Annotated in this window: 20 protein-coding genes and 1 other annotated feature; of the genes, 1 reads left to right on the top strand and 19 read right to left on the bottom strand. The window is 38.5% G+C overall.

From position 1 onward, the window contains the following. From pyrF to HORE_RS04890, 11 genes are all read right to left on the bottom strand, one after another. Complete coding sequence (pyrF, locus tag HORE_RS04940) at positions 1-936, bottom strand: orotidine-5'-phosphate decarboxylase (protein ID WP_012635881.1); 936 nt, start codon at positions 934-936, stop codon at positions 1-3. Further along, on the bottom strand, positions 917-2,221 hold the full coding sequence (locus tag HORE_RS04935) for a dihydroorotase (RefSeq protein WP_012635880.1): 1,305 nt from the start codon (positions 2,219-2,221) through the stop codon (positions 917-919). Before HORE_RS04935 ends, pyrF begins: the two co-directional genes overlap by 20 nt. After that, positions 2,202-3,143, bottom strand: coding sequence for an aspartate carbamoyltransferase catalytic subunit (locus HORE_RS04930; RefSeq protein WP_012635879.1), 942 nt, complete (start codon positions 3,141-3,143; stop codon positions 2,202-2,204). Before HORE_RS04930 ends, HORE_RS04935 begins: the two co-directional genes overlap by 20 nt. A 112-nt stretch (positions 3,144-3,255) precedes the next feature. Then, positions 3,256-4,557, bottom strand: a complete 1,302-nt coding sequence (locus HORE_RS04925; protein ID WP_012635878.1) for a uracil-xanthine permease family protein — start codon at positions 4,555-4,557, stop codon at positions 3,256-3,258. Between the two features lie 166 nt (positions 4,558-4,723). Further along, the gene (gene pyrR / locus HORE_RS04920) at positions 4,724-5,281 is read right to left on the bottom strand and encodes a bifunctional pyr operon transcriptional regulator/uracil phosphoribosyltransferase PyrR (RefSeq protein WP_012635877.1); all 558 of its coding nucleotides are present in this window, start codon (positions 5,279-5,281) and stop codon (positions 4,724-4,726) included. Between the two features lie 275 nt (positions 5,282-5,556). Continuing rightward, entirely contained in the window at positions 5,557-6,936 is a 1,380-nt protein-coding gene (locus HORE_RS04915) for an ISLre2-like element ISHor2 family transposase (protein WP_012635658.1), read from the bottom strand. 104 nt (positions 6,937-7,040) lie between these two features. Further along, entirely contained in the window at positions 7,041-7,967 is a 927-nt protein-coding gene (locus HORE_RS04910; protein ID WP_012635876.1) for an RluA family pseudouridine synthase, read from the bottom strand. Positions 7,968-7,970: 3 nt separating this feature from the next. Continuing rightward, positions 7,971-8,408 (bottom strand): signal peptidase II, encoded by a 438-nt coding sequence (lspA, locus tag HORE_RS04905; protein ID WP_012635875.1) that lies wholly within the window; start codon positions 8,406-8,408, stop codon positions 7,971-7,973. Positions 8,409-8,545: 137 nt separating this feature from the next. Then, positions 8,546-9,757, bottom strand: a complete 1,212-nt coding sequence (ilvA, locus tag HORE_RS04900; protein ID WP_012635874.1) for a threonine ammonia-lyase — start codon at positions 9,755-9,757, stop codon at positions 8,546-8,548. Positions 9,758-9,951: 194 nt separating this feature from the next. Then, positions 9,952-10,638: a TraR/DksA C4-type zinc finger protein gene (locus HORE_RS04895; RefSeq protein WP_012635873.1), complete on the bottom strand. Its 687-nt coding sequence runs from the start codon at positions 10,636-10,638 to the stop codon at positions 9,952-9,954. 236 nt (positions 10,639-10,874) lie between these two features. Next, complete coding sequence (locus HORE_RS04890) at positions 10,875-11,174, bottom strand: DUF5665 domain-containing protein (protein ID WP_226984195.1); 300 nt, start codon at positions 11,172-11,174, stop codon at positions 10,875-10,877. Positions 11,175-11,316: 142 nt separating this feature from the next. On the opposite strand from HORE_RS04890, the gene HORE_RS04885 reads away from it, so the two are divergent. After that, positions 11,317-12,678 (top strand): MATE family efflux transporter, encoded by a 1,362-nt coding sequence (locus HORE_RS04885; protein WP_012635871.1) that lies wholly within the window; start codon positions 11,317-11,319, stop codon positions 12,676-12,678. 102 nt (positions 12,679-12,780) lie between these two features. Here HORE_RS04885 and ileS read toward each other — a convergent pair whose 3' ends face one another. From ileS to pgeF, 8 genes are all read right to left on the bottom strand, one after another. After that, a complete protein-coding gene (ileS, locus tag HORE_RS04880; RefSeq protein ID WP_012635870.1) occupies positions 12,781-15,570 on the bottom strand; it encodes an isoleucine--tRNA ligase in 2,790 nt (929 codons plus the stop codon). A 173-nt stretch (positions 15,571-15,743) separates the two neighbouring features. Beyond that, positions 15,744-15,968 (bottom strand) — a binding site (T-box leader). A gap of 37 nt (positions 15,969-16,005) precedes the next feature. After that, positions 16,006-16,512, bottom strand: coding sequence for a DivIVA domain-containing protein (locus tag HORE_RS04875; RefSeq protein ID WP_012635869.1), 507 nt, complete (start codon positions 16,510-16,512; stop codon positions 16,006-16,008). 15 nt (positions 16,513-16,527) lie between these two features. Next, positions 16,528-17,316 (bottom strand): YlmH family RNA-binding protein, encoded by a 789-nt coding sequence (locus HORE_RS04870; protein WP_012635868.1) that lies wholly within the window; start codon positions 17,314-17,316, stop codon positions 16,528-16,530. A gap of 15 nt (positions 17,317-17,331) precedes the next feature. Continuing rightward, the gene (locus tag HORE_RS04865; RefSeq protein ID WP_012635867.1) at positions 17,332-17,622 is read right to left on the bottom strand and encodes a YggT family protein; all 291 of its coding nucleotides are present in this window, start codon (positions 17,620-17,622) and stop codon (positions 17,332-17,334) included. 13 nt (positions 17,623-17,635) lie between these two features. After that, positions 17,636-18,037 (bottom strand): cell division protein SepF, encoded by a 402-nt coding sequence (locus HORE_RS04860; RefSeq protein ID WP_012635866.1) that lies wholly within the window; start codon positions 18,035-18,037, stop codon positions 17,636-17,638. A gap of 15 nt (positions 18,038-18,052) precedes the next feature. Next, positions 18,053-18,745, bottom strand: coding sequence for a YggS family pyridoxal phosphate-dependent enzyme (locus tag HORE_RS04855; RefSeq protein WP_012635865.1), 693 nt, complete (start codon positions 18,743-18,745; stop codon positions 18,053-18,055). A gap of 1 nt (position 18,746) precedes the next feature. Next, the gene (locus HORE_RS04850) at positions 18,747-19,688 is read right to left on the bottom strand and encodes an efflux RND transporter periplasmic adaptor subunit (RefSeq protein ID WP_012635864.1); all 942 of its coding nucleotides are present in this window, start codon (positions 19,686-19,688) and stop codon (positions 18,747-18,749) included. Between the two features lie 51 nt (positions 19,689-19,739). Beyond that, positions 19,740-20,546, bottom strand: a complete 807-nt coding sequence (pgeF, locus tag HORE_RS04845; RefSeq protein ID WP_012635863.1) for a peptidoglycan editing factor PgeF — start codon at positions 20,544-20,546, stop codon at positions 19,740-19,742. Positions 20,547-20,556: the final 10 nt, after the last annotated feature.

Here is a 20,556-nt window from a genome sequence, read left to right as displayed (position 1 = left end):
CTATCTTCTCCCTCCTAAGGCTGAATTTATTTTGTCCTTCATATCCAGAGCAGCTGCTCTGGCAGCGAGTCCAAATTCCTTTTCAACAAACCTGCCAGACCATGGTTCTCTACGATAGGCAAAGATAATACCCCTGGAGGAGTTAACTATAGCCCCCAGTCCATCATCATTAAAACCGTTAACTACATCTAAGACACTCCCACCCTGAACCCCGAATCCTGGAATCAGGAAATAGCTGTGTGGCATCTCATACCTGAGAATTTTAAGTTCCTCTGGATAAGTGGCACCAACTACTGCCCCCAGATTAGAATAACCATTCTCCCCAATACTATTTTGTCCCCACTCAGACACATACTGGCCCATTTTCTGATAGAGTTTATTCCCATCTTTTAAGACTAAATCCTGCAAATCACCGGAGCTGGGGTTAGATGTTTTTATTAACACAAAAGCCCCGTTCTCTTTATTTTCTATAAAAGGTTTAATCCCATCAACCCCGAGATAGGGATTTACAGTAATGGCATCCGCCTGAATTGAATTATCGAGACCCTGCCCCTTTAGATAGGCTTCTGCATATGCCCTTGCTGTTGAACCTATATCATTTCTTTTCCCATCAAGTATTACTAGCAAACCTTTTTGCCTGGCATACTGGACCGTTTCTTTTAATGCCAGCATCCCCGATGAACCTACCTTTTCATAAAAGGCAACCTGGGGTTTTACCGCTACTGCTATATCATAAATATTATCAATTATGGTTTTATTAAACCACCAGATGGCAAGTCCCAAGGCCACCTGCCTGGAGTTATCTCCTTTTACCTTTTCCCGGGCTTTATTCATCAGGTGCTTGGGCAACTGCTCAAGGTGGGGATCCAGTCCAACACAGACATGACTCCGCTTTTTTTTCACCTTTTCTATTAACCTATCTATAAAGGACTTCATTATTACCACTCCGGTCATCATAAACTATTTTACCATCCACTATAGTCATAACAACTTTACCGGTAAGTTCCCAGTCGGCGAAAGGAGTATTTTTCCCTTTTGATTTAAAGTTTTCCGGGTTAACCTGCCAGGTGCGATCCGGATCAAATATAGTAATATCTGCCCTGGCGTATCGTTTAATACCTTCAGCTTTGACCCCGACTATTTCTGACGGATTAATAACCATTAACCTGACCAGGTCCTCCCAGCTGATTTCGCCTGTTTTAATCAATCTATCATAAATAAGGGATAGTGCTGTCTCCAGTCCCGATATTCCGTTTTCTGCATAATCATATTCACCGAGTTTATCTTCAAAGGTATGGGGAGCATGGTCAGTAGCTATTACATCTATTATCCCTTCTTTAATCCCCTGTCTTAAGGCTGCTCTATCTTCTGAAGACCTGAGGGGAGGATTCACACGGGTATTTGGATTATAGCCCTTAACTGCTTTATCAGTCAATATTAGATGATGAGGGGTAACCTCTGCTGTTACCCGTAACCCTTTTTCCTTGGCCCGGGCAACCATTTCAACCCCTTTTCTGGTACTGAGATGGTCAATATGGAGACGGGCACCGGTAAAATCAGCAAGAATAATATCTCTGGAAATCATTACCTCTTCAGCTGCAGCCGGAATTGGTTTTAACCCGAGTATAGTTGAATAGTAACCTTCATTCATGACCCCATCACCTACCAGGTCCAGGTCTTCACAGTGGCTAATAATAGGAAGGTCGAAAGCCCGGGCATATTCCATGGCCCGTCTCATTATCTCAGAATTCATGACCGGATTGCCGTCATCAGAAAGTCCACAAACCCCGGCCCTGGCCAGAAAACCAATTTCGGCCAGTTCTTTCCCTTCAAGATTTTTAGTAATACTCCCGACGGGCAGTACTTTTACTACAGCCTCCCTGGCTTTTGATTTAATATATTCAACTGTTGCCGGGTTATCAGCTACCGGTCTGGTATTGGGCATACAGGCTATTGTCGTAAAACCACCTGCTGCTGCAGCCTCACATCCAGTTATAATTGTTTCTTTTTCTTCATAACCTGGTTCCCTCAGATGAGTATGCATATCAATCAACCCGGGAATAACAACCTTACCTTCAAGCTTTATAACCTGACAATTTTCTGGTTTAATTTCTTTTTTTATATTAATGATGTGTTTTCCTTCTATCAAAATATCATATTGGCCCCTGATATTATTAACCGGATCAATTACTGTACCGTTTTTAAGCAAGGTCCTCATCATTTATCTCCCTCCCGGCCAGTAAGTATAATAAAGCCATTCTTATAGCAACCCCGTTAGTAACCTGTTCAGTGATGACAGATTGTTCCCCATCGGCAACAATACTTTCAATCTCTATACCCCTGTTCATGGGACCAGGATGCATAACCAATGCTCTATCTTCCAGTTTCCTTAGTCTTACTTCATTCATTCCGTAAAAATGCCTGTATTCCCTGATGGAAGGGAACAAACCTTTTTGCTGTCTTTCCAGCTGTATTCTTAAAATGTTTACAACATCCACACCTTCAAGGGCTTCATCAAGGTCACGGTATACCTCAACCCCCATCTCCTCTATATCCCTGGGGATAAGGGTACCAGGTCCAACAACGCGAACCCTGGCCCCCAGTTTAGTTAACCCCCAGATATTGGACCGGGCCACCCTGCTGTGGGCTATATCCCCGATAATTAAAACATTCAAACCTTCTATTTTCCCCATCTTTTCCTTAATAGTATACATATCCAGTAAAGCCTGGGTTGGATGAGCATGAGCTCCATCCCCGGCATTGAGGACACTGGCTGAAAGGTTTTCTGCCAGAAACCGGGCTGCCCCCGGGGCACTGTGCCTGACAACCACAACATCAGCTCCCATAACTTCAAGGGTCCGGGCTGTATCAAGTAAAGTCTCTCCCTTGGCCACACTGCTGGAAGATTTTGAAATACTCATAACATCAGCACTGAGCCTCTTGGCAGCTATATCAAAAGATGACTTGGTCCGGGTACTCGGCTCAAAAAACAGATTTATAATAGTTTTACCCCTAAGGGTCGGGACTTTTTTTACTGTTCTTGTAAAAATTTCCTTCATGGCCTGGGCCGTATCCAGTATTTCATTTATTTCATCTGCCTCTACATTGTATAAACCAAGAAAATCTTTTCTTTTCAAAGCCATTTTAGTCCCCCTTTCCTTAATAATACATTTTTATTAACGTGTTAAGTGGCCTGGTTCAGGTTAAAGCATTTAAAGAAAACCCTGATGGATTACCATCAGGGTTCCTGTATTATTAGTTAGTCTCATATCCCAGCTCATTTATTTCATTTTTAATAACCTGTTTTTTGTATTCAGGATTTAATAGTTCAGGAAGGATATTAAGGAGCAAATTCAATATAATCCCAACCAGAGCAGCCAGTCCCATTCCAGCAAATTCAAAACGCCCGATTGTTATTGTTAAATTACTTATACCAACAACCAGTATCACTGAAACAATAACCAGGTTACGGTTATCAGAAAAATTCACCTTATTCTCAATTAAAGTCCTGAGTCCGATAGAAGCGATCATCCCAAAGAGGAGAAAAACTATGCCACCCATAACCGCCTGGGGAATTGTTCTGATTACTGCTCCAATTTTTTCTATAAAGCTGAAGGCCAGAACCATAATAGCTGTTAACTCAATTATCAGTGGATTATATATCCTGGTAATTGCCAGAACCCCGATATTTTCCCCATATGTCGTATTTGGAGGACCACCCAGTAATCCAGCCAGGGCTGTTGCAATCCCATCACCAAGAAGGGTGCGGTGCAAACCGGGTTCAGTTACATAATCTTCTTTTGTTGTAGAACCGAGAGCCAGAACATCACCGAGATGCTCAACCATGGTAACCAGGGCAATGGGTGCTATTAAAGAAATTGCCTGTAGACTGCCACTAAAATCAGGAAAGGTAAAGTGAGGCACAGAAATTAAGGCAGCATCCCTTACCTGAGTGAAATCAACCAGACCCTGAGTACTGGCAAAGATGTATCCACCGATGATCCCCATCAGGACAGGTATTACTTTGAATATACCCCTGGCAAAAACACTAAAGATTATGGTAATAACCAGAGTTACAAGGGCAGTTAACAGGTGTTCAGAGGCATAGTCTTTAGCTACCGGTGCCAGACCAAGTCCAATAGTTATAATAACCGGTCCTACCACAACCGGGGGTAAAAGTTTTTTAAAAAATTTTGGTCCGATTAACTTTATTAAAGCTGCCATTAAGATATAAATTATTCCCGCTGTTATAATTCCTACCATAGCTCCACCAACACCGGCCTTTGCCCTGGCCGCAATTATCGGCGCAATAAAGGCAAAAGATGAACCCAGATAGGCCGGAACTTTTCCTTTTGTAATTATATGGAATACCAGTGTCCCCAGCCCGGAGGTGAACAATGCTACCGAAGGGTCTAATCCGGTCAGGGCAGGTACCAATACAGTAGCCCCAAACATGGCAAATATGTGCTGTAATGCCATCATTAAACATTGAAAACTGTTAATATTATTTTCTCTTAATTTTGTTATGTTATTCTTCATCTGGTTTATAAATTTCATTAATATCCCTCCTGTTAAGTTTTCAGTTCATTTGTTTCAATACCAGACTGTTTAACAGTCTTAATAATATACAAAAAAACTCCTTACCAGCCACAGACTGATAAGGAGATGGTTATCCAGTGTTAAACAACCACCCTTATCAGCCTCACGGGACTGATTTCAAGGGTCAACTATTTATTTTTTCCTGTAAAAGAACCCGGTCATCACCATCGGTTTCTTTTAAGTTAACACTTACCACTTCTTCATTTGAAGTTGGTAAGTTTTTACCGACATAATCTGCCCGTATCGGTAGCTCGCGGTGTCCCCTGTCAACCACTATGGCCAGCTGAATAGCCCGGGGCCTGCCCAGATCAATAAGGGCATCCATTGCCGCCCTTACCGTCCTCCCGGTATAAAGAACATCATCAACCAGAACAACTTTCTTACCCGTAATATCAAAGGGGATTTCAGTCTTATGAACAATCGGCTGTTGGGCTACAGTTGACAGGTCATCACGGTACAGGGTTATGTCCAGAATCCCAACAGGGGGTCTTTTACCCTCTATTTCTTTAATTTTATCGGCCAAACGATTTGCCAGGGGGACTCCCCTTGTTCTAATACCAACCAGGACAACATCTTCAATTCCCTTATTCTTCTCAATTATTTCATGGGCAATTCTAGTTAAAGCCCGTCTGATACCACTGCCATCAATAATCTCCTTTTTCGTTTTTACGTTTTTTGCCATAATTCCCTCCTTTCCCCAGGTCCCGGAAGATAATTTACCTATCCTGGTATGAAGGTACAAAAAAACCTTCTTACCGACCGGCAAGAAGGTTTACTTTATCTATATGTTCTCCGTCTTCCTTACCGGCCTCACTGGACCAGTTTAAAGGACCCTTTATTTGCTTTTATATAAATGTATCAAAACCAGTGAAATTTGTCAAGACTTTTTTGCATAATGTACGTGTCAAGAAAAGGTAGGAAGAATATTTCACCTCAAACAACCCATAAATATTTATTCTAAATAGTTGCCAGTCCTCTTATTGCTTTTACCCAATCTTTACCGCTATCTGGACCATTTATTGCAGGTATTTTTGCCTGTAACCACTTACTCCAATCCCTGTCCACTTTCTTAAACATATATTTTATTTTCCTTACCGGGTTTTTTATTGTGTAATACTGATCTCCAAGTCTTTCTTTTAATTCCTTGTTATGTTTTAACATTAAAATTCTAGCCATTGCCTCAGCACCTTTTTTGCTCCAATTCATTCCCTGGTTCTTCATCCTGCGAGCCACATTCTTATCCACATAGCCCTCAGCTGCTCCCATCCCATGTAATTCTTTATTCCTTAATTCTGTTGGTATTCGATATCTGTAATCTAATAAGTGCTCTTCATACTTTTTAAAATGCTTTATTATTTTCCTCCTCTTTTCTCGGTTTTCAGCTGTTTCTCCCATACATATTAACGATTCCAATGTGTCCAGAAATACCTGCTTTCTTCCTTCTGCTAATACCCTGCATAAATCATCTGCAACTTCTCTTCCAAAGTATAATCCTATATCTCTTTTTATATGATACCTATCCAGTTGTACTATTATATTTTCAAAGTATTCCTTACTGGTCTTTTGTATCCAGCTGGCACCGTCCCCGTTTAATACTACTAAAGTGTTTTCAAGATTATATTTTTTGCTTATTTGATGGATTAATTCTTCATAAAAGTCATCTGCTTTTCCATAGACTCCTGCTACTATTTGTGGCTCCTTCAATCTCTTCCGTTTTTTTGCTGGACTAGTGTATTCCCAGCCCTCATGGATTAATCCCAGTTTGATTTCCAGCTTCTTTCCTCCTTCTTCCTGACTACCAACCATTATCCCGTCAGCTTCAATGAATAGTAGTGGTATTTCTTTTTCCTCTCCTTTTAAAATCTTACCTCCAGTGAATACTTCCTCTTTTTCATGTTTGAGTCTCTCTGACTCCCTTTTTCCAAAATCCCTGACTTCATTAAAGATAGTTGTATGGCTTAAATGGGGAAAACCGGCTTCAGCCAGTACTTCCTCCACTTGCCTGTAGCTCATCTTACTTGCCAGTATTACCAGCAGTTTTAGGTATTCTCCACTTACTCTTTTTTTCTTTTTTAACCCCAGTTTTTTGTCCAGTAAAATGACGCTTTTTCCTGTTTTTTGGTCTTTATATAGTCGCCTTCTAAGCTTGATGTTTCCAACTTTAGTCGATATCGTTCTTTCTAAAAATCTTACTACTTCTAAATTTTTATCTTTATTTTTAAATAGCTCTTCTTCAAGCTTTTCTATTACCTTCTCCATTATCTGCCTTGCAAGTTCCAGTGCTGCCTTCTCCAAGGTATTGATATCTGTTATGTTTTGTAGTAAAATATTTACCATAGAGACCTCAACTCCTTTGGTCGGGTTTGTTTGAGGTCTCTATTTCTTTATCTATACCTTGTTTTCCTTCTTTTCCTACTTAAATTTTACACGTTCTTGCATAATTATTTAAATTTGTTTTCTAATATATCAAGGGCCTTCTTAAAGTCATCAGGAAGCGAGGCCTTATACTCAACCCATTTATCATTACGGGGATGATAAAAACCCAGCCGGTAGGCATGAAGAAGCTGCCTTGTAGCCTGTAACCTGTTTCTCTTTTTTCCATAAATACTATCACCAACAACAGGAAAACCCATATAAGAAAAGTGAACCCTGATCTGGTGGGTTCGACCCGTCTTTAATTCAACCTCAACATAGGAATGGTCACGGAAAAATTCCAGTACTTTAAAATATGTAACCGCTTTTTTACTATTCTTCCTGGTAACCGCCATTTTCTTACGATCATGGGGGTCTCGCCCGATGGGGGCATCTATTTTTCCCTCTTTATATGGTAGTTCTCCTTTTAATAAGGTCCGGTAATATTTTTTTGTCTTTCTCTGTTTAAATTGTTCTACCAGTTTCCGGTGACTTATATCGTTTTTGGCAATTACCATAACCCCGGATGTATCCTTATCAAGCCTGTGTACAATCCCTGGACGATTTACCCCACTTATTGTTGACAGGTTATCACAGTAAGCTATAAGAGCATTAACAAGGGTGTTTTCATGGTTACCTGGTGCCGGGTGGACAACCAGTCCTGCATTTTTATTTAATACCAAAATATCCTTATCTTCATAAATAATATCAAGATCCATCTCCACTGGTTTTATCCCGGAATCTTCCGGTGGGGGAATGATTAATCGAATATGATCACCCCTGTTTACTTTAAAACTTCGTTTAACAGATTCCCCGTTAACGAGAACCTTATCATTATCAATAAGTTTCTGAATATAAGAACGTGATAAATCTTTATTTAACTTACTAAGATATTTATCTATCCTCTTCCCCTCTTCTTCAGAAGAAACTTCATAAACTTTTTCATCCACATCCATAGCTTAATCACCTACTTTTTCCTGCTGCCAGAGATACAGTATTAAAAGTGCCGCCCCAATTACAACAGAAGAATCAGCCAGATTAAAAACAGGCCATATTCTAAAATCAAGGTAATCAACCACATAACCAAATCTAATACGGTCAATTAAATTACCCAGGGCACCACCAATTATTAATCCTGTAGACAGGGTAACCATTCCAGAGCCCCTGGTTTTATAATAATAAATTAACAGAAAAGAGATTACAACTACAGTAATGACTATAAATAAATACCTCCGGCCGGGTAAAATCCCGAAGGCTGCCCCCCGGTTTTGAACATAGGTAAGATGAAAAACATCCTTTATAATCGGTATAGATTCTGAAACCTTCATTTTTTCCATGACTAATAATTTAACCATCTGATCAAGTAATATAACTATTAAAACAACAATATATACCATTATTCCAGGCCCCTTACCTCATTGTAGCATAGCCAGTAATCGATGGCAATAACTGCTTTATAAATTAATAACTTTTTTCCCAATCTTCCTGTCCTATAAAATATATATAATATAAATATGTCCGGGTTACGGTCAGGTTACAAAAGACGGATAACTTTATAATTATTTTCCTTTAACTTCTTGATTATATCATTAACATGGTCCCGGTGTTTTGTTTCAAGTTCAAGTTCTACTTCCGCCTTATCTATAGAAATATCGGGGTTATAATGATTATGATTTATAGAAATAATATTGGAATCAAGCTCGGCAATCAAACTAAGTAGTTTTTGCAAACTACCCGGTCTGTCTTCCAGGTATGTTTTAATAATTGTTTTTCGGCCGGCCTTGGCTAAACCCCTTTCAATAATACGGGAAATAATATTAAAGTCAATATTACCACCGCTCAGCACCGGAACTATTTTTTTATTTTGAACGCCGAGTTTTTTGTATATAAGGGCTGCTATCGAGGTTGCTCCCGCTCCTTCTACAACCATTTTAGCCCTTTCCATTAACATTAATATGGCATTAGCAATTTCCTCTTCACTGACAGCTACTACATCATCTACATATTCCCGGCAGATATTAAATGTTAAATCCCCCGGAGTTTTTACACAAATTCCATCAGCTATAGTATTTACTTCAGTCAGTGTTGCAAGCTTCCCTTTGTTTAATGAATTAGCCATTGATGCAGCCTGACAGGCTTCAACTCCAACTATTTTGATAGAGGGATTAAGGGCCTTGGCAGCAAGAGCTATTCCCGATATTAATCCCCCACCACCGACGGGGGTAACTATAATATCAGCATCGGGTAACTCCTCAATTATTTCAAGAGCAAGTGTCCCCTGACCGGCAATAACATAAGGATCGTTAAAGGGATGAACAAAGGTGGCTTTAGTTTCCTCCTGAATCTCTTTTGCCTTTTCATAAGCTTCATCATAATTATTTCCATATAACACAACTTTAGCTCCATAATTTTTGGTAGCGGTTACTTTAGCCATCGGAGCCCTCTTGGGCATAACAATAGTGGATTTAATGCCATTTTGACTGGCTCCGAAAGCCACCCCCTGAGCGTGGTTTCCGGCTGAAGAAGCAATTACCCCATGGCGTTTTTCCTCATCACTGAGACAGGCAATTTTATTAAAGGCCCCCCTGATTTTGAATGAACCGGTTTTTTGAAAATTTTCAGGTTTCATATAGACTTTATTACCCGTCAGTTTGCTAAAAGTATATGAATAAATTAAATTAGTACGGTGAATTACCCCCTTTAACCGTTCAGATGCTTTCTTTACATCCTCTAGGGTTATTTCCATACATTACCCCTCCCTCTATATTTTTAAATTTATAATACAAAATATAATTTCCCCGGGACTTTAATTATGTCAATTCCTTAAGTAAGGGTTATATATAAAATATTCTTCAAAATAAATTAAAAACCTCCCCACTTACATTTGTATTTAATTACAAATAAATAACGGTATAACCAGAAGCTATACCGTTATATTATCTATTTTTTATCCTTTCCTTTTTCCCCGGTAAAAGTACTCTCTTTTTCAGATGCCTCTTCTAAATTATCTGCTTCATCATCAATGATACTATCTTCAAATCCAACTGACCCAACAGTCTCTTCTGAATCAATATAAGCCTCTGCCCCCGTCCCTGAAGTCTCTTCAGGGACATCCTGGGGTGTATTGGAAGTTCCATACTGGGCCACATCCTGCCAGGTATCCTCAGCATCATAGGCATTATAATTTGTCTCGTCATAGAACCCTCTACCAAAGGGAGGAGTCAAATTTTCTTCTTCAAGGGGGCGGTCCCTGTTATAATCCTTCCCTTCCTCTTTCGCCTGACAACGCTCACACAGGGTTGCGTAAGGAATGGTTTCCAGTCTTTCCTCCCTTATCTCCTGGCCACATTTTTCACACAATCCATAATTACCTTCTTCTAGCCTGTTAAGGGCGTTTTCGACTTTATTTAATAATACCTGTGCATTATCCCTTAAACCTCTGTCTTTCTCCCGGTCATAGGTATTACTTCCCTGATCGGCTGGATGATTATCGTAACTGGATAATTCTCCGGTTGAGTCCTTAACACTGGCAAACTCGTCATCAGAAAAATGTTTTAGCTCATGTAATAAACTATTTTTTTCATTTATTAATAATTGACGGTATTTTTTCTCTTTTGTCCTATCCATTCTATTACCTCTTTCCTGAATCAATTTAATATTGAAGAAAATGTAATGAGTAAAATATATAATATTGGAATTTTAACGGGAACTTAATTATAAACTTTTAATGGTAATAGATTTTTAAAAAATAGTATAAATCAAAAAAACCTGACCCTGTTATTAAATAATTCTATTAAACTATAATTGCACTTAGTCATTATATAATAAAGCTGTTAATTTTGTACTTTATAGCTTATAATTTGTTAGAGATATGTCTGAACTATTTTCACAATCCTGGCTATATATTCTCCAATTAACGGCAGGTTTAACCGGGCAAGCCTAAATAAAATAACTAAAAATATTGCCCCGAGAAAAGTAGCACCTATAGCCACCCCCAGACCTCTGGCCAGTCCTGCTATAAAATTTATTAAAAGCATTCTCCTTGGAGATCTAACAAGCTCAATATATTCAGCTATATTCAACTTCTGCAACCTGTCAGATATCTCATCCAGTTTTTCCATGATTTCCTTTTTATCATCTTCAGTTACCATATATATTACCACCTGCCGGTTTTAATATTATCCCCTTATTTTTTCCCTTTATTCTTAATAACGATTGTGGTATGATTATGTTTGTAACTTACATACTTAAATTTATTTGTATATATAAAATTACAATAATCTATTAAATGAAGGGGAAATTATTATGCTGTTAATCAATGAAATAAACCGAAGAAAAGAAATGATAAAAAATATACTTGTCCTGGCCTTTCCGGCAGTAATGGAAATGAGCCTCAATACCATGCTGGGGTTTGCCGATACCTTGATGATTAGCCGGATAATTGGAAAAGAAGGTCTTGCTGCCGTAGGTTTTGCCAATCAAATTATTTTTACCCTGATATTTATATTTTCCTCTTTCAATGCTGGAGCCACAGCTATGGTGGCCAGAAGCTATGGTGAGAAAAATTATAAACGTTTGAATAAGATTGTCGGTGAAAATTTAACCCTAAACCTGTTTATTGGCATTATTATTTTTATGGCATCCTACTTTTATGGAGATCAAATTCTTAAAGTATTTGATATCTCAAAAAACGTATACCAGATGGGGCTTAGCTATCTAAAAGTTGTCTCATTCAGTCAGTTATTTATGTTTATTTCGTTTGCGGCCGCTGCCAGCCTCAGGGGAGCGGGAGACACCAAAACACCAATGTATATAACCGGTATGGCTAACATTTTAAATATCTTTGGGAACTATGCCCTGATGACAGGTTTCTATGTCTTCCCCGAGCTCGGTATAGCCGGGGCTGCCCTTTCTACAACTATTTCCCGGGCTATTGCTGCCTTTTTGTACCTTTATATTTTAATATCAGGCGAAAGAAAGATTAAACTTCATTTCCATAGTCTCAGGATTTCTACTTATATTATAAAACCCCTCTGGAAGTTAAGTTATGCTGCCGCCCTGGAACAATTTTTTATGCAGCTGGCTTTTTTTACTAATGGTATAATTATTTCAAAACTGGATACAACATCAGAAGCAGCTTTCAGAATACTAATAAATATTGAATCAACCTCATTTATGCCGGCCATCGGAATAGCTATAGCCACTACAACCCTGGTGGGGAAACACCTTGGAGAAAAAAATCCTGAAAAATCCCTGGATACCGGGTATACTGCTGCCCTGCTGGGAATAGTCTGGGGTATTTTTATGGGAACTATTTTCTTCCTGTTACCGGTACCAATACTCAGTATTTTTACCAGTGAATCTCCTTTGATATCAAGGGCCATTAATTCTCTTAAGATTGCCGGTTTTAATCAACCCCTCCTGGCTTTTATGATCATTATGGCCGGGGCTCTGAGGGGAGCCGGTGATACCAGGGGAGCCATGATCTTGACATCATTAAGACTCTGGACTATTTTTATTCCTTTATCCTATGTCTTTGCCATCATTTTACAATATGGAGTAGCCGGAGTCTGGATAGCAGAAATAAGTTCCTTTATAATTTTCTCAATACTAATAAATCGCCGCTTTAAATCTATGAAATGGGCTAAAATAAAAATATTTGATTAATGAAATATTATAAACCAGAAAAAAATAAATAAACAGGTTAAAAGTAAATAAGCCCCGTGACCCGGAAAAAGGTCAGGGGGCTTGTTATTTTATTCCTGTCATTTAAACTTCAGTTCTTACCACTTCAACACAGCGTTCACATAATTCGGGGTGTTCTTCGTCGTTGCCTACCGCTTCACTGTATTTCCAGCACCGGGCACACTTTTCACCTGAAGCTTTTACTACAGAAACAGAAATTCCGGTTTCACTACCTTTATGGAATCCTTCACCAGTTTCACCCTGTAACTCTACCTGGGAAACAATGAATAGATCCGGTAAAATATCTATATTATCTTTCAGTAATTGTCTTTGTTTATCATCAACAGGCACCAGAATCACTCTGGCATCCAGTGAATTACCGATTTCCTTATTTTCCCGGGACAGCTCCAGCGCTTTGGCCACATCCTTCCTGACCTCAAGAAGTTTATCCCACTTAGACATGAGCCTATCATCATAATACTCATTAACAACCTCAGGCCAGTCTGTTAAAAAGATACTCTCTGCATCTTTTGAGCTTTCATCAAGATGCTGCCAGACTTCTTCTGCTGTATGAGCCAATACAGGAGCTACCAGTTTAACCAGAACAAGAAGGATATCATAGAGGGTACTCTGGGCTGAGCGCCGGCTTAGAGAATTTGTTCCATCTGTATAGAGTCGGTCTTTAACAATATCTACGTAAAGTGAACTCATTTCTATGGTGCAGAAATTATGAACATCATGATATACCCGGTGATATTCATATTCATCATAGGCACGGGTTACATCTTTAATCAAATCCTGAAGTTTAATCATTATCCACCGGTCGATTTCAGCTCTATCATTATAATCTACATAATGCTGTCCGGGGTTAAAGTCATTAATGTTACCGAGGATAAACCGGAATGTATTTCTTATGCGGCGATACACCTCAGAATTCTGTTTTAAAATCCGGTCTGATACCCTGACATCATCTTTGAAATTAGAAGAAGCAACCCATAATCTAAGGATATCAGCTCCGTACCTCTTAATAACATCCTGAGGAGAAACTACGTTTCCAATAGATTTGGACATCTTATTACCCTTATCATCCACCACAAAACCGTTGGTAACAACAGCTTCATAGGGTGGTTTGCCCTCAGTTGCCACTGCTGTCAACAATGAAGAATTAAACCAACCACGATACTGGTCAGTACCTTCAAGATAGAGCTGAGAAGGCCAGGATAGATGGTCCCTGGTCTCCAGAACAGCTTTATGACTTGACCCTGAATCAAACCAGACATCCATGATATCTTCTTCTTTTTTAAAGGACTTTCCACCACATTCTGGACAGCTGAAACCTTCAGGTAAAATTTCCTCAGCACTGTATTTATACCAACCTGAAGACCCTTCCCGGGCAAATAATTTCTTAACAGCCTCAATAGTTTCATCATTTATAATACTGTGTCCACAATCCTTACAGTAGAATACCGGGATCGGTACTCCCCATTTTTTCTGTCTGGAAATACACCAGTCTGTTCTCTCTGAAATCATATTGGCCATTCTCTCTTCACCCCAGGCCGGGTACCAATCTACAGAATGAATAGCCTTCAGGGCTTCCTCTTTAATGGCCTCAATTGAAGCAAACCATTGATCAGTTGCTCTGAATATTAAAGCACCTTTACACCTCCAGCAATGGGGGTACTGGTGGCTTATAAAACTCAAATTCATTAATAAACCCTTTTCATCAAGAATTTTGGTAACTTCTTTATTTACATCATCATAATACATACCGGCAAAGCGTTCAGCCTCTTCTGTAAAGACACCCCGGTTATCCATAGGTGCATATATATCAAGATCATATTTGAGACCTACTAAATAGTCATCATGGCCATGTCCAGGGGCTGTATGAACACAGCCGGTCCCCTGTTCCAGAGTAACATGGTCTCCTAAAATAAGAATGGAATCCCTGTCTTCAAAAGGATGCCGGCATCTCTTGTTTTCAAGTTCAGTCCCTTTAAAGGCCTGGCCAACCACTTTATAGTTCTCAACTTCAGCCTCTTCCATAACCCTGTCAACCAGCTCCCGGGCCATAACCAGTTTTTCCCCTGAAGCCTTAACAACTACGTAATCGAATTCTGGATGAAGGGCTATAGCCATATTGGCCGGTATTGTCCATGGTGTTGTCGTCCAGATGACAACATAACTATCTCCAGGGGTTAATTCCACCCCGCCGACATTAACCTTATCCTTTAATGGAAATTTAACGTAAATAGAAGGTGACCGGTGTTCTCCGTATTCGACCTCAGCTTCTGCCAGGGCAGTTTCACAACTGGGACACCAGTGAACCGGTTTTTTCCCTTTATAGAAAAGACCTCTTTTGGCCATTTCACCAAAAACCTCAATTTGTTTAACCTCATATTCTGGGTTTAGAGTAAGATAGGGTTTATCCCATTCACCCCATACTCCCAGGCGTTTAAACTGTTCTTTCTGTCTTTCAACATATTTTAAGGCATAATCCCTGCACTTATCTCGCAACTCAGATACAGAAAGGTCTTTAGCTTTATCTCCCATCTCCTTGGTGACTTTGTGTTCAATCGGAAGTCCATGAGTATCCCAGCCAGGTACATAAGGAGAGTAATAACCTGATAAGGTTTTATACCTGGTAACAATATCCTTTAATATCTTATTCAAAGCATGACCGATATGGATATCACCATTTGCATAAGGTGGTCCATCATGAAGAATAAACTGTTTATTACCCTCCCTGTTTTTTATGGCCTTCTCATAGACATTATTCTCTTCCCAATATTTTTCAATACCGGGTTCCCGTTTACTCAAATTAGCTCTCATTGGGAATTCTGTTCTTGGTAGATTAATGGTTTCTTTATAATCCAATTTTATACCTCCTTTTATACTGTTTACTGATTCTTAAGCAAGTTACACATTTTCACATATATAATATAATTTAAAAATTAAACAATCTATATTTAAATTAAAGCAAATTTAATAAAAAAAGATATGATAACCCATGATCAGGTTATCTATACATTAAAAAAAGCCCTTTACGCCCAAGGGGCGAAAGGACCGCGGTACCACCCTATTTAGTACAATTGCACAATTCATTTGCAATTATACTCACTCCAACCTGTAACGCCGGTCAGCGGGCAGACCTACTTCAAATTCAACCTGCCAACTCCTGAGTGATCTTCACATATAACTAATTTCCTGGCTTTCACCATACCCAGGTCGCTGTAAAATCAATTATATGCTACTCTCTCATTCACTGTTATTATTCAATATTTATTTTTTATAATTATAAACCAAAAAATATTATTCGTCAAGTTCAACTTCACTGGCAGCTACCTTATCTTCAAACTCATTTATGTTCAGCTGGTCATCATCTTCTTCGAGCATCTTCAGATGACTTTCCAGCAGGGTTTTAAACCTGATTTTAAATAGATCCCGGCTCTCTTTTAGTTCCTGAAGGGTTCTATATTCTTCCTGTATCTGCTCCTTAACATCTTTAACTATATTATCTGCTTTAACCCTGGCCCTATTGATAATCATCTCAGCCTCTTTTTGGGCCTGTTTTGTCTTTTCTTTAGCAGTCTCCTCAATAGCAGCCATCATGTTCTTTAAATCCTGTTCCAGGTTTTCATAATTACCGAGGCGTTCCCGTAATTTTTCATTTTCATCTTTGAGATGGTTTACCTCTTTTAAAACCCTTTCATAGGCCCGTCCTACTTCGTCAAGAAATTCGTCAACCTGGGCCTGGCTATAACCAAAAGTAGTCTTCTTAAACTCTTTATTATAAATATCCAGTGGTGAAAGTCTCACCTTGAGCCCTCCTTTCTATAAAAACCTTTTTAATCTTAATTTTACCCTCCCCCGGTGGGAAAGGCCTTCATTTTTAACTATCTGTACCCTCCCTCTACCCTTAATAGAAATAAGGTCACCAATCTCTACAGTCTGGGCAGGGTTATTCTCCTTTTTCCAGTTTACCTTAACCTTCTCAGATTTTATAATCCGACTTATTTTATTCCGGGAATCACCAAAGCCAGCACTGGAGACTGCATCCAGGCGCATCGAGGGAACAGTGGTCGTAAATTCCCTGGTGTTCTCTGCTGGAATAACTACATTTTCCCTGTCTAATTCTTCAACATTTACCGGAACCTGGTGAACTTTTTTCAACCTTAAACATATATATTCTTTAATCTCCTCTGCCACAACTACCTCGGCAAAATCTTTAAGGATTAGGATATCTCCAATCATCTCCCTTTTAATTCCCAATCCCAGGATAGCTCCCAGAAAATCACGGTGACTGACAGAATTAAATTTAAAATTCCCCTCAACTTTCAGAATACAAACAGGGGTTTTTACATGTTCCGGATACAGATAATCGGGAAAAAGAGTAACCCGTTTCCGTTCAGCCCTGTCATAACCTCCGTCAATTTTGTAATTTATATCATATACCTGTTTTATTAAACCTTCTGCAATACTTTGCTCATGGGGATTTAAAAAATTAGTAGATACCTCTGATTTCCTTTTTACAACTATTTCTATTTTATCCAGTATCTGACCTCCGAGGTTTTGCTCCTCTGCAGTGTGTAAATGTGATAACATTTTTTCCCGATTAAACATTTAAAAAACCACTCCTTAAAAGGCATTAACCAGACTTACCAGAATAATTCTCAATAAAGACAAAATTATAATAGCAATAAATGGTGAAAAATCTATACCCAGATTTCCCTGGGGTAACAATTGTCTTATCGGACTTAAAATTGGTTCGGTAAGTTCATATATAATCCTTAAAATTTTAATAAATGTACTATTATGAACTGTTGGTCGGATCCAGGAAATTATAACCCTGATAAAAATAAGTAAAACTACCAGTTCATAAGCAAGGTTTATTAACCCTGTTAGAAAAGATGAAATCACCAATATCATCTCCTTTTATACCTCAACTTAACAAAAATGACCTTTCACTGTTATCCTCAATAGAATCCCCATCAATACTAATATTGTTGGGAGTTATTAAAAATACTGCTTCACCCACTTTTTTAATATTACCGTCAAGGCCATAAATGGCCCCACTGATAAAATCAACTATGCGGCGGGCTGTTTCCAGATCAACATCTTCCAAATTTATTACCACCGGTTTTCTATTTTTCAGATCATCTACAATAATTTTAACATCATCTATTGACACGGGATGATATACCGATACCTTTAAACCTTTGGTCCGGTGGATACTGACTATCTTCTGACTGGAATGAAGATGATTCTCATCTTCAGTTTCAACAAGCTCTTCATTTAGTCCAAAAAAATCAAGAAAATTATCCCAGAAAGACTTAACCCCCAACAGTAATCAACCTCCTTAATTGTATACCCTTTCACCAAATAATTTTGTACCTATTCTTATTATGGTAGCCCCTTCCTCTATGGCTACTTCAAAATCATTAGACATCCCCATTGACAGCTCTTTTACATTAAAACCTTTATCACATAACATGTTTTTCAGGTTATTCATTTGTTTAAAATATGGCCTGGCTTCTTCAGGGTTTTCAGAATAAGGAACTATGGTCATTAATCCCTCTACTCTTATGTTTTCTAATTTAGATACCTCATAAACAAAATCCTTTACTTCTGAAGGCTCAATACCAAATTTATTGGGATCACGGGCAACATTAACCTGCACCAGGACAGGTATCTTCCTGTTATTTTTTCTGGCCCTTTTATCTATTGTCCTGGCCAGGCGCCAGCTATCCAGAGAATGTATTAAGGTACAGTTTTCCATCCTCATTAAATATTTTACTTTATTACGCTGCAAATGACCAATAAAGTGCCACTCAACTCCATCTAGTTTCTCATCTTTCTCCCTTAATTCCTGAACCCTGCTTTCTCCAAATATAGTAAATCCCTGTCTCTGAAAATATTTAATTTTTTCAGGGGATTGTCCTTTGCTAACAGGTAAAAGTTTAACTTTATCCTTTCTACCGGATCTGCGGGTGGCATCATCGATTCTCTTATTAATCTCTTCCAGCCTTGTTTGTAAGTCTTTGGTAACCACTTTACTCCACCTCCCAGCCGTAATTAATTACCTCAGGGTTAATTACAACTTTATCTCCGACTTCTATACCTTCCACAACAACCCTTTTACTGGTACCATCCAGTACTTTTACCGTTCTAAATATAAAATCACCCTCAGGAGTACATACCAGAACACCTTCACCTTCGGGCTGGGTAAAAATAGCGTCTCTGGGGATTACAATACCCCTGTATATATTTTTAATAAAATCAATCTGAACAGACCGCATATTTAACCATTCCCGGACAAAACGATTAAGTTCAACTACAAGGTAACTACCATCATCATATATTATTTTATCAATAACCCTGCCTTTTATTAAACCGGTATTCAGCTTATTCCATCTTATAAAAACAACCTCATGAATTTGGTAACGATTAATTTCATTTCTATCAGTCTTTACAACCAGAAATACAAGGGAATTATTAATAATCCTGTATAAAGGCTGTCCCTTATTTATATAATCACCATTAACAAGCTGGTTATAATCTCTTTGAAAGTTATTAAATAAAGATGGTTTAATATTGTCTATAAATTTAACATTGAAACGATTCTCAAGACCGTCTGTAGCATAACTGACTAAACCCGATGTATGGTTAAAAATCGTTATTTCCCCTTCTCCAGTTTTAATTACAGCTATTTTTTGACCACTACTGACCCGGCTTCCTTCCTGTTGTTTTAGTATAACCCGTCCACTAACCGGAGAGAAAAATAACTTCTCATCTCTTATAATTACAGCCTTTGAAGAAAAACCGTCTATAATTTGACCATATCTTACCTCCATCATCTGGATACGATCATTGGTAAGGAGATAAATAAATCCTGTTAATAACAAAATAACAATTATAATCTTATTATATTTCCTGACAGGGGATTTATTTCTTTTATATTTTTTCTGATCAAGGTAATATATTTTTTCAGGCATAGCAGGTAATCACCTTATTTAAAATTCGCCAAAAATTTGAAAAGTCCTTTTTTAGATTACAATAATGCTGGCCATTCTTCCAGTCTTTGCCCCATCTCTCCTGTATGAATAAAAGAAATTATCATATTTATAAGTACAATAGCCACTGGTAATTATATTTTTAGAAGGTATACCGGCCTTATTTAAAACAATCCGGTTGGCCTCCCACAGGTTCAACAGGTAGTATCCCTTCCCCTTATCTACCACAATATCTCGCCATTCAGTAAATTTTTCTTTGAACCTGCCCACTACCCTGTCATCAACTTCATAAACATCGGGTGAAATAGAAGGACCAATTGCTGCCAGACAGTTTTTAATATTAATATCAAAATACTGGTTCATTTTCTCTATCGTTTTCTGCCCTATTTTTAATAAGGTTCCTTTCCAGCCAGCATGAGCCAGGGCAATTACTCTCCTGGAAGGAGCTAAAAAGTAAAGAGGAACACAATCGGCATAAAATGATATTAAAGGAAGCCCGGGCCTATCAGTTATTAAGGCATCAACCCCGCTTATGCTTGTATTGTAATCCAGGGCTCCCTTGCCTTTATCTTCTTCAGCAACTATATATACTTTATTACCGTGAACTTGCTCCCCGGCTACAAAGTTATGGTAATCTATTTTAATTGAAGAAGAAATAATCTTTCTATTTTCAACAACATTTTGGTGGTCATCACCGGAGTGAAATCCTAGATTAAGGGTGCCATAACTCCCTTTGCTAACTCCACCGCGCCTACTTGTAAAAATAGCTGTAACCCCATTGTCCTTAAATTCCTCAATTTCTAAGTATTGTAAGGGCCCGGCTCCATTCCAGACAAACAAAGAATAAACC

This window comes from Halothermothrix orenii H 168, assembly GCF_000020485.1.
Taxonomy (GTDB): domain Bacteria; phylum Bacillota; class Halanaerobiia; order Halanaerobiales; family Halothermotrichaceae; genus Halothermothrix; species Halothermothrix orenii.
Note: the sequence above shows the minus strand (reverse complement) of the source record. Positions and strands in the feature narration are given on the sequence as shown.

Bases quoted from the DNA above. Each gene is read 5' to 3' on its own strand.
- HORE_RS04915 (WP_012635658.1), bottom strand. From the start codon at position 6,936: ATGGTAAATATTTTACTACAAAACATAACAGATATCAATACCTTGGAG.
- HORE_RS04870 (WP_012635868.1), bottom strand. From the start codon at position 17,316: ATGTTTAATCGGGAAAAAATGTTATCACATTTACACACTGCAGAGGAG.
- pyrR (WP_012635877.1), bottom strand. From the start codon at position 5,281: ATGGCAAAAAACGTAAAAACGAAAAAGGAGATTATTGATGGCAGTGGT.
- HORE_RS04930 (WP_012635879.1), bottom strand. From the start codon at position 3,143: ATGGCTTTGAAAAGAAAAGATTTTCTTGGTTTATACAATGTAGAGGCA.
- HORE_RS04885 (WP_012635871.1), top strand. From the start codon at position 11,317: ATGCTGTTAATCAATGAAATAAACCGAAGAAAAGAAATGATAAAAAAT.
- HORE_RS04865 (WP_012635867.1), bottom strand. From the start codon at position 17,622: ATGATATTGGTGATTTCATCTTTTCTAACAGGGTTAATAAACCTTGCT.
- ilvA (WP_012635874.1), bottom strand. From the start codon at position 9,757: ATGGAAATAACCCTAGAGGATGTAAAGAAAGCATCTGAACGGTTAAAG.
- HORE_RS04910 (WP_012635876.1), bottom strand. From the start codon at position 7,967: ATGGATGTGGATGAAAAAGTTTATGAAGTTTCTTCTGAAGAAGAGGGG.
- pyrF (WP_012635881.1), bottom strand. From the start codon at position 936: ATGAAGTCCTTTATAGATAGGTTAATAGAAAAGGTGAAAAAAAAGCGG.
- lspA (WP_012635875.1), bottom strand. From the start codon at position 8,408: ATGGTATATATTGTTGTTTTAATAGTTATATTACTTGATCAGATGGTT.
- HORE_RS04935 (WP_012635880.1), bottom strand. From the start codon at position 2,221: ATGATGAGGACCTTGCTTAAAAACGGTACAGTAATTGATCCGGTTAAT.
- HORE_RS04895 (WP_012635873.1), bottom strand. From the start codon at position 10,638: ATGGATAGGACAAAAGAGAAAAAATACCGTCAATTATTAATAAATGAA.
- HORE_RS04925 (WP_012635878.1), bottom strand. From the start codon at position 4,557: ATGAAATTTATAAACCAGATGAAGAATAACATAACAAAATTAAGAGAA.
- HORE_RS04850 (WP_012635864.1), bottom strand. From the start codon at position 19,688: ATGCCTGAAAAAATATATTACCTTGATCAGAAAAAATATAAAAGAAAT.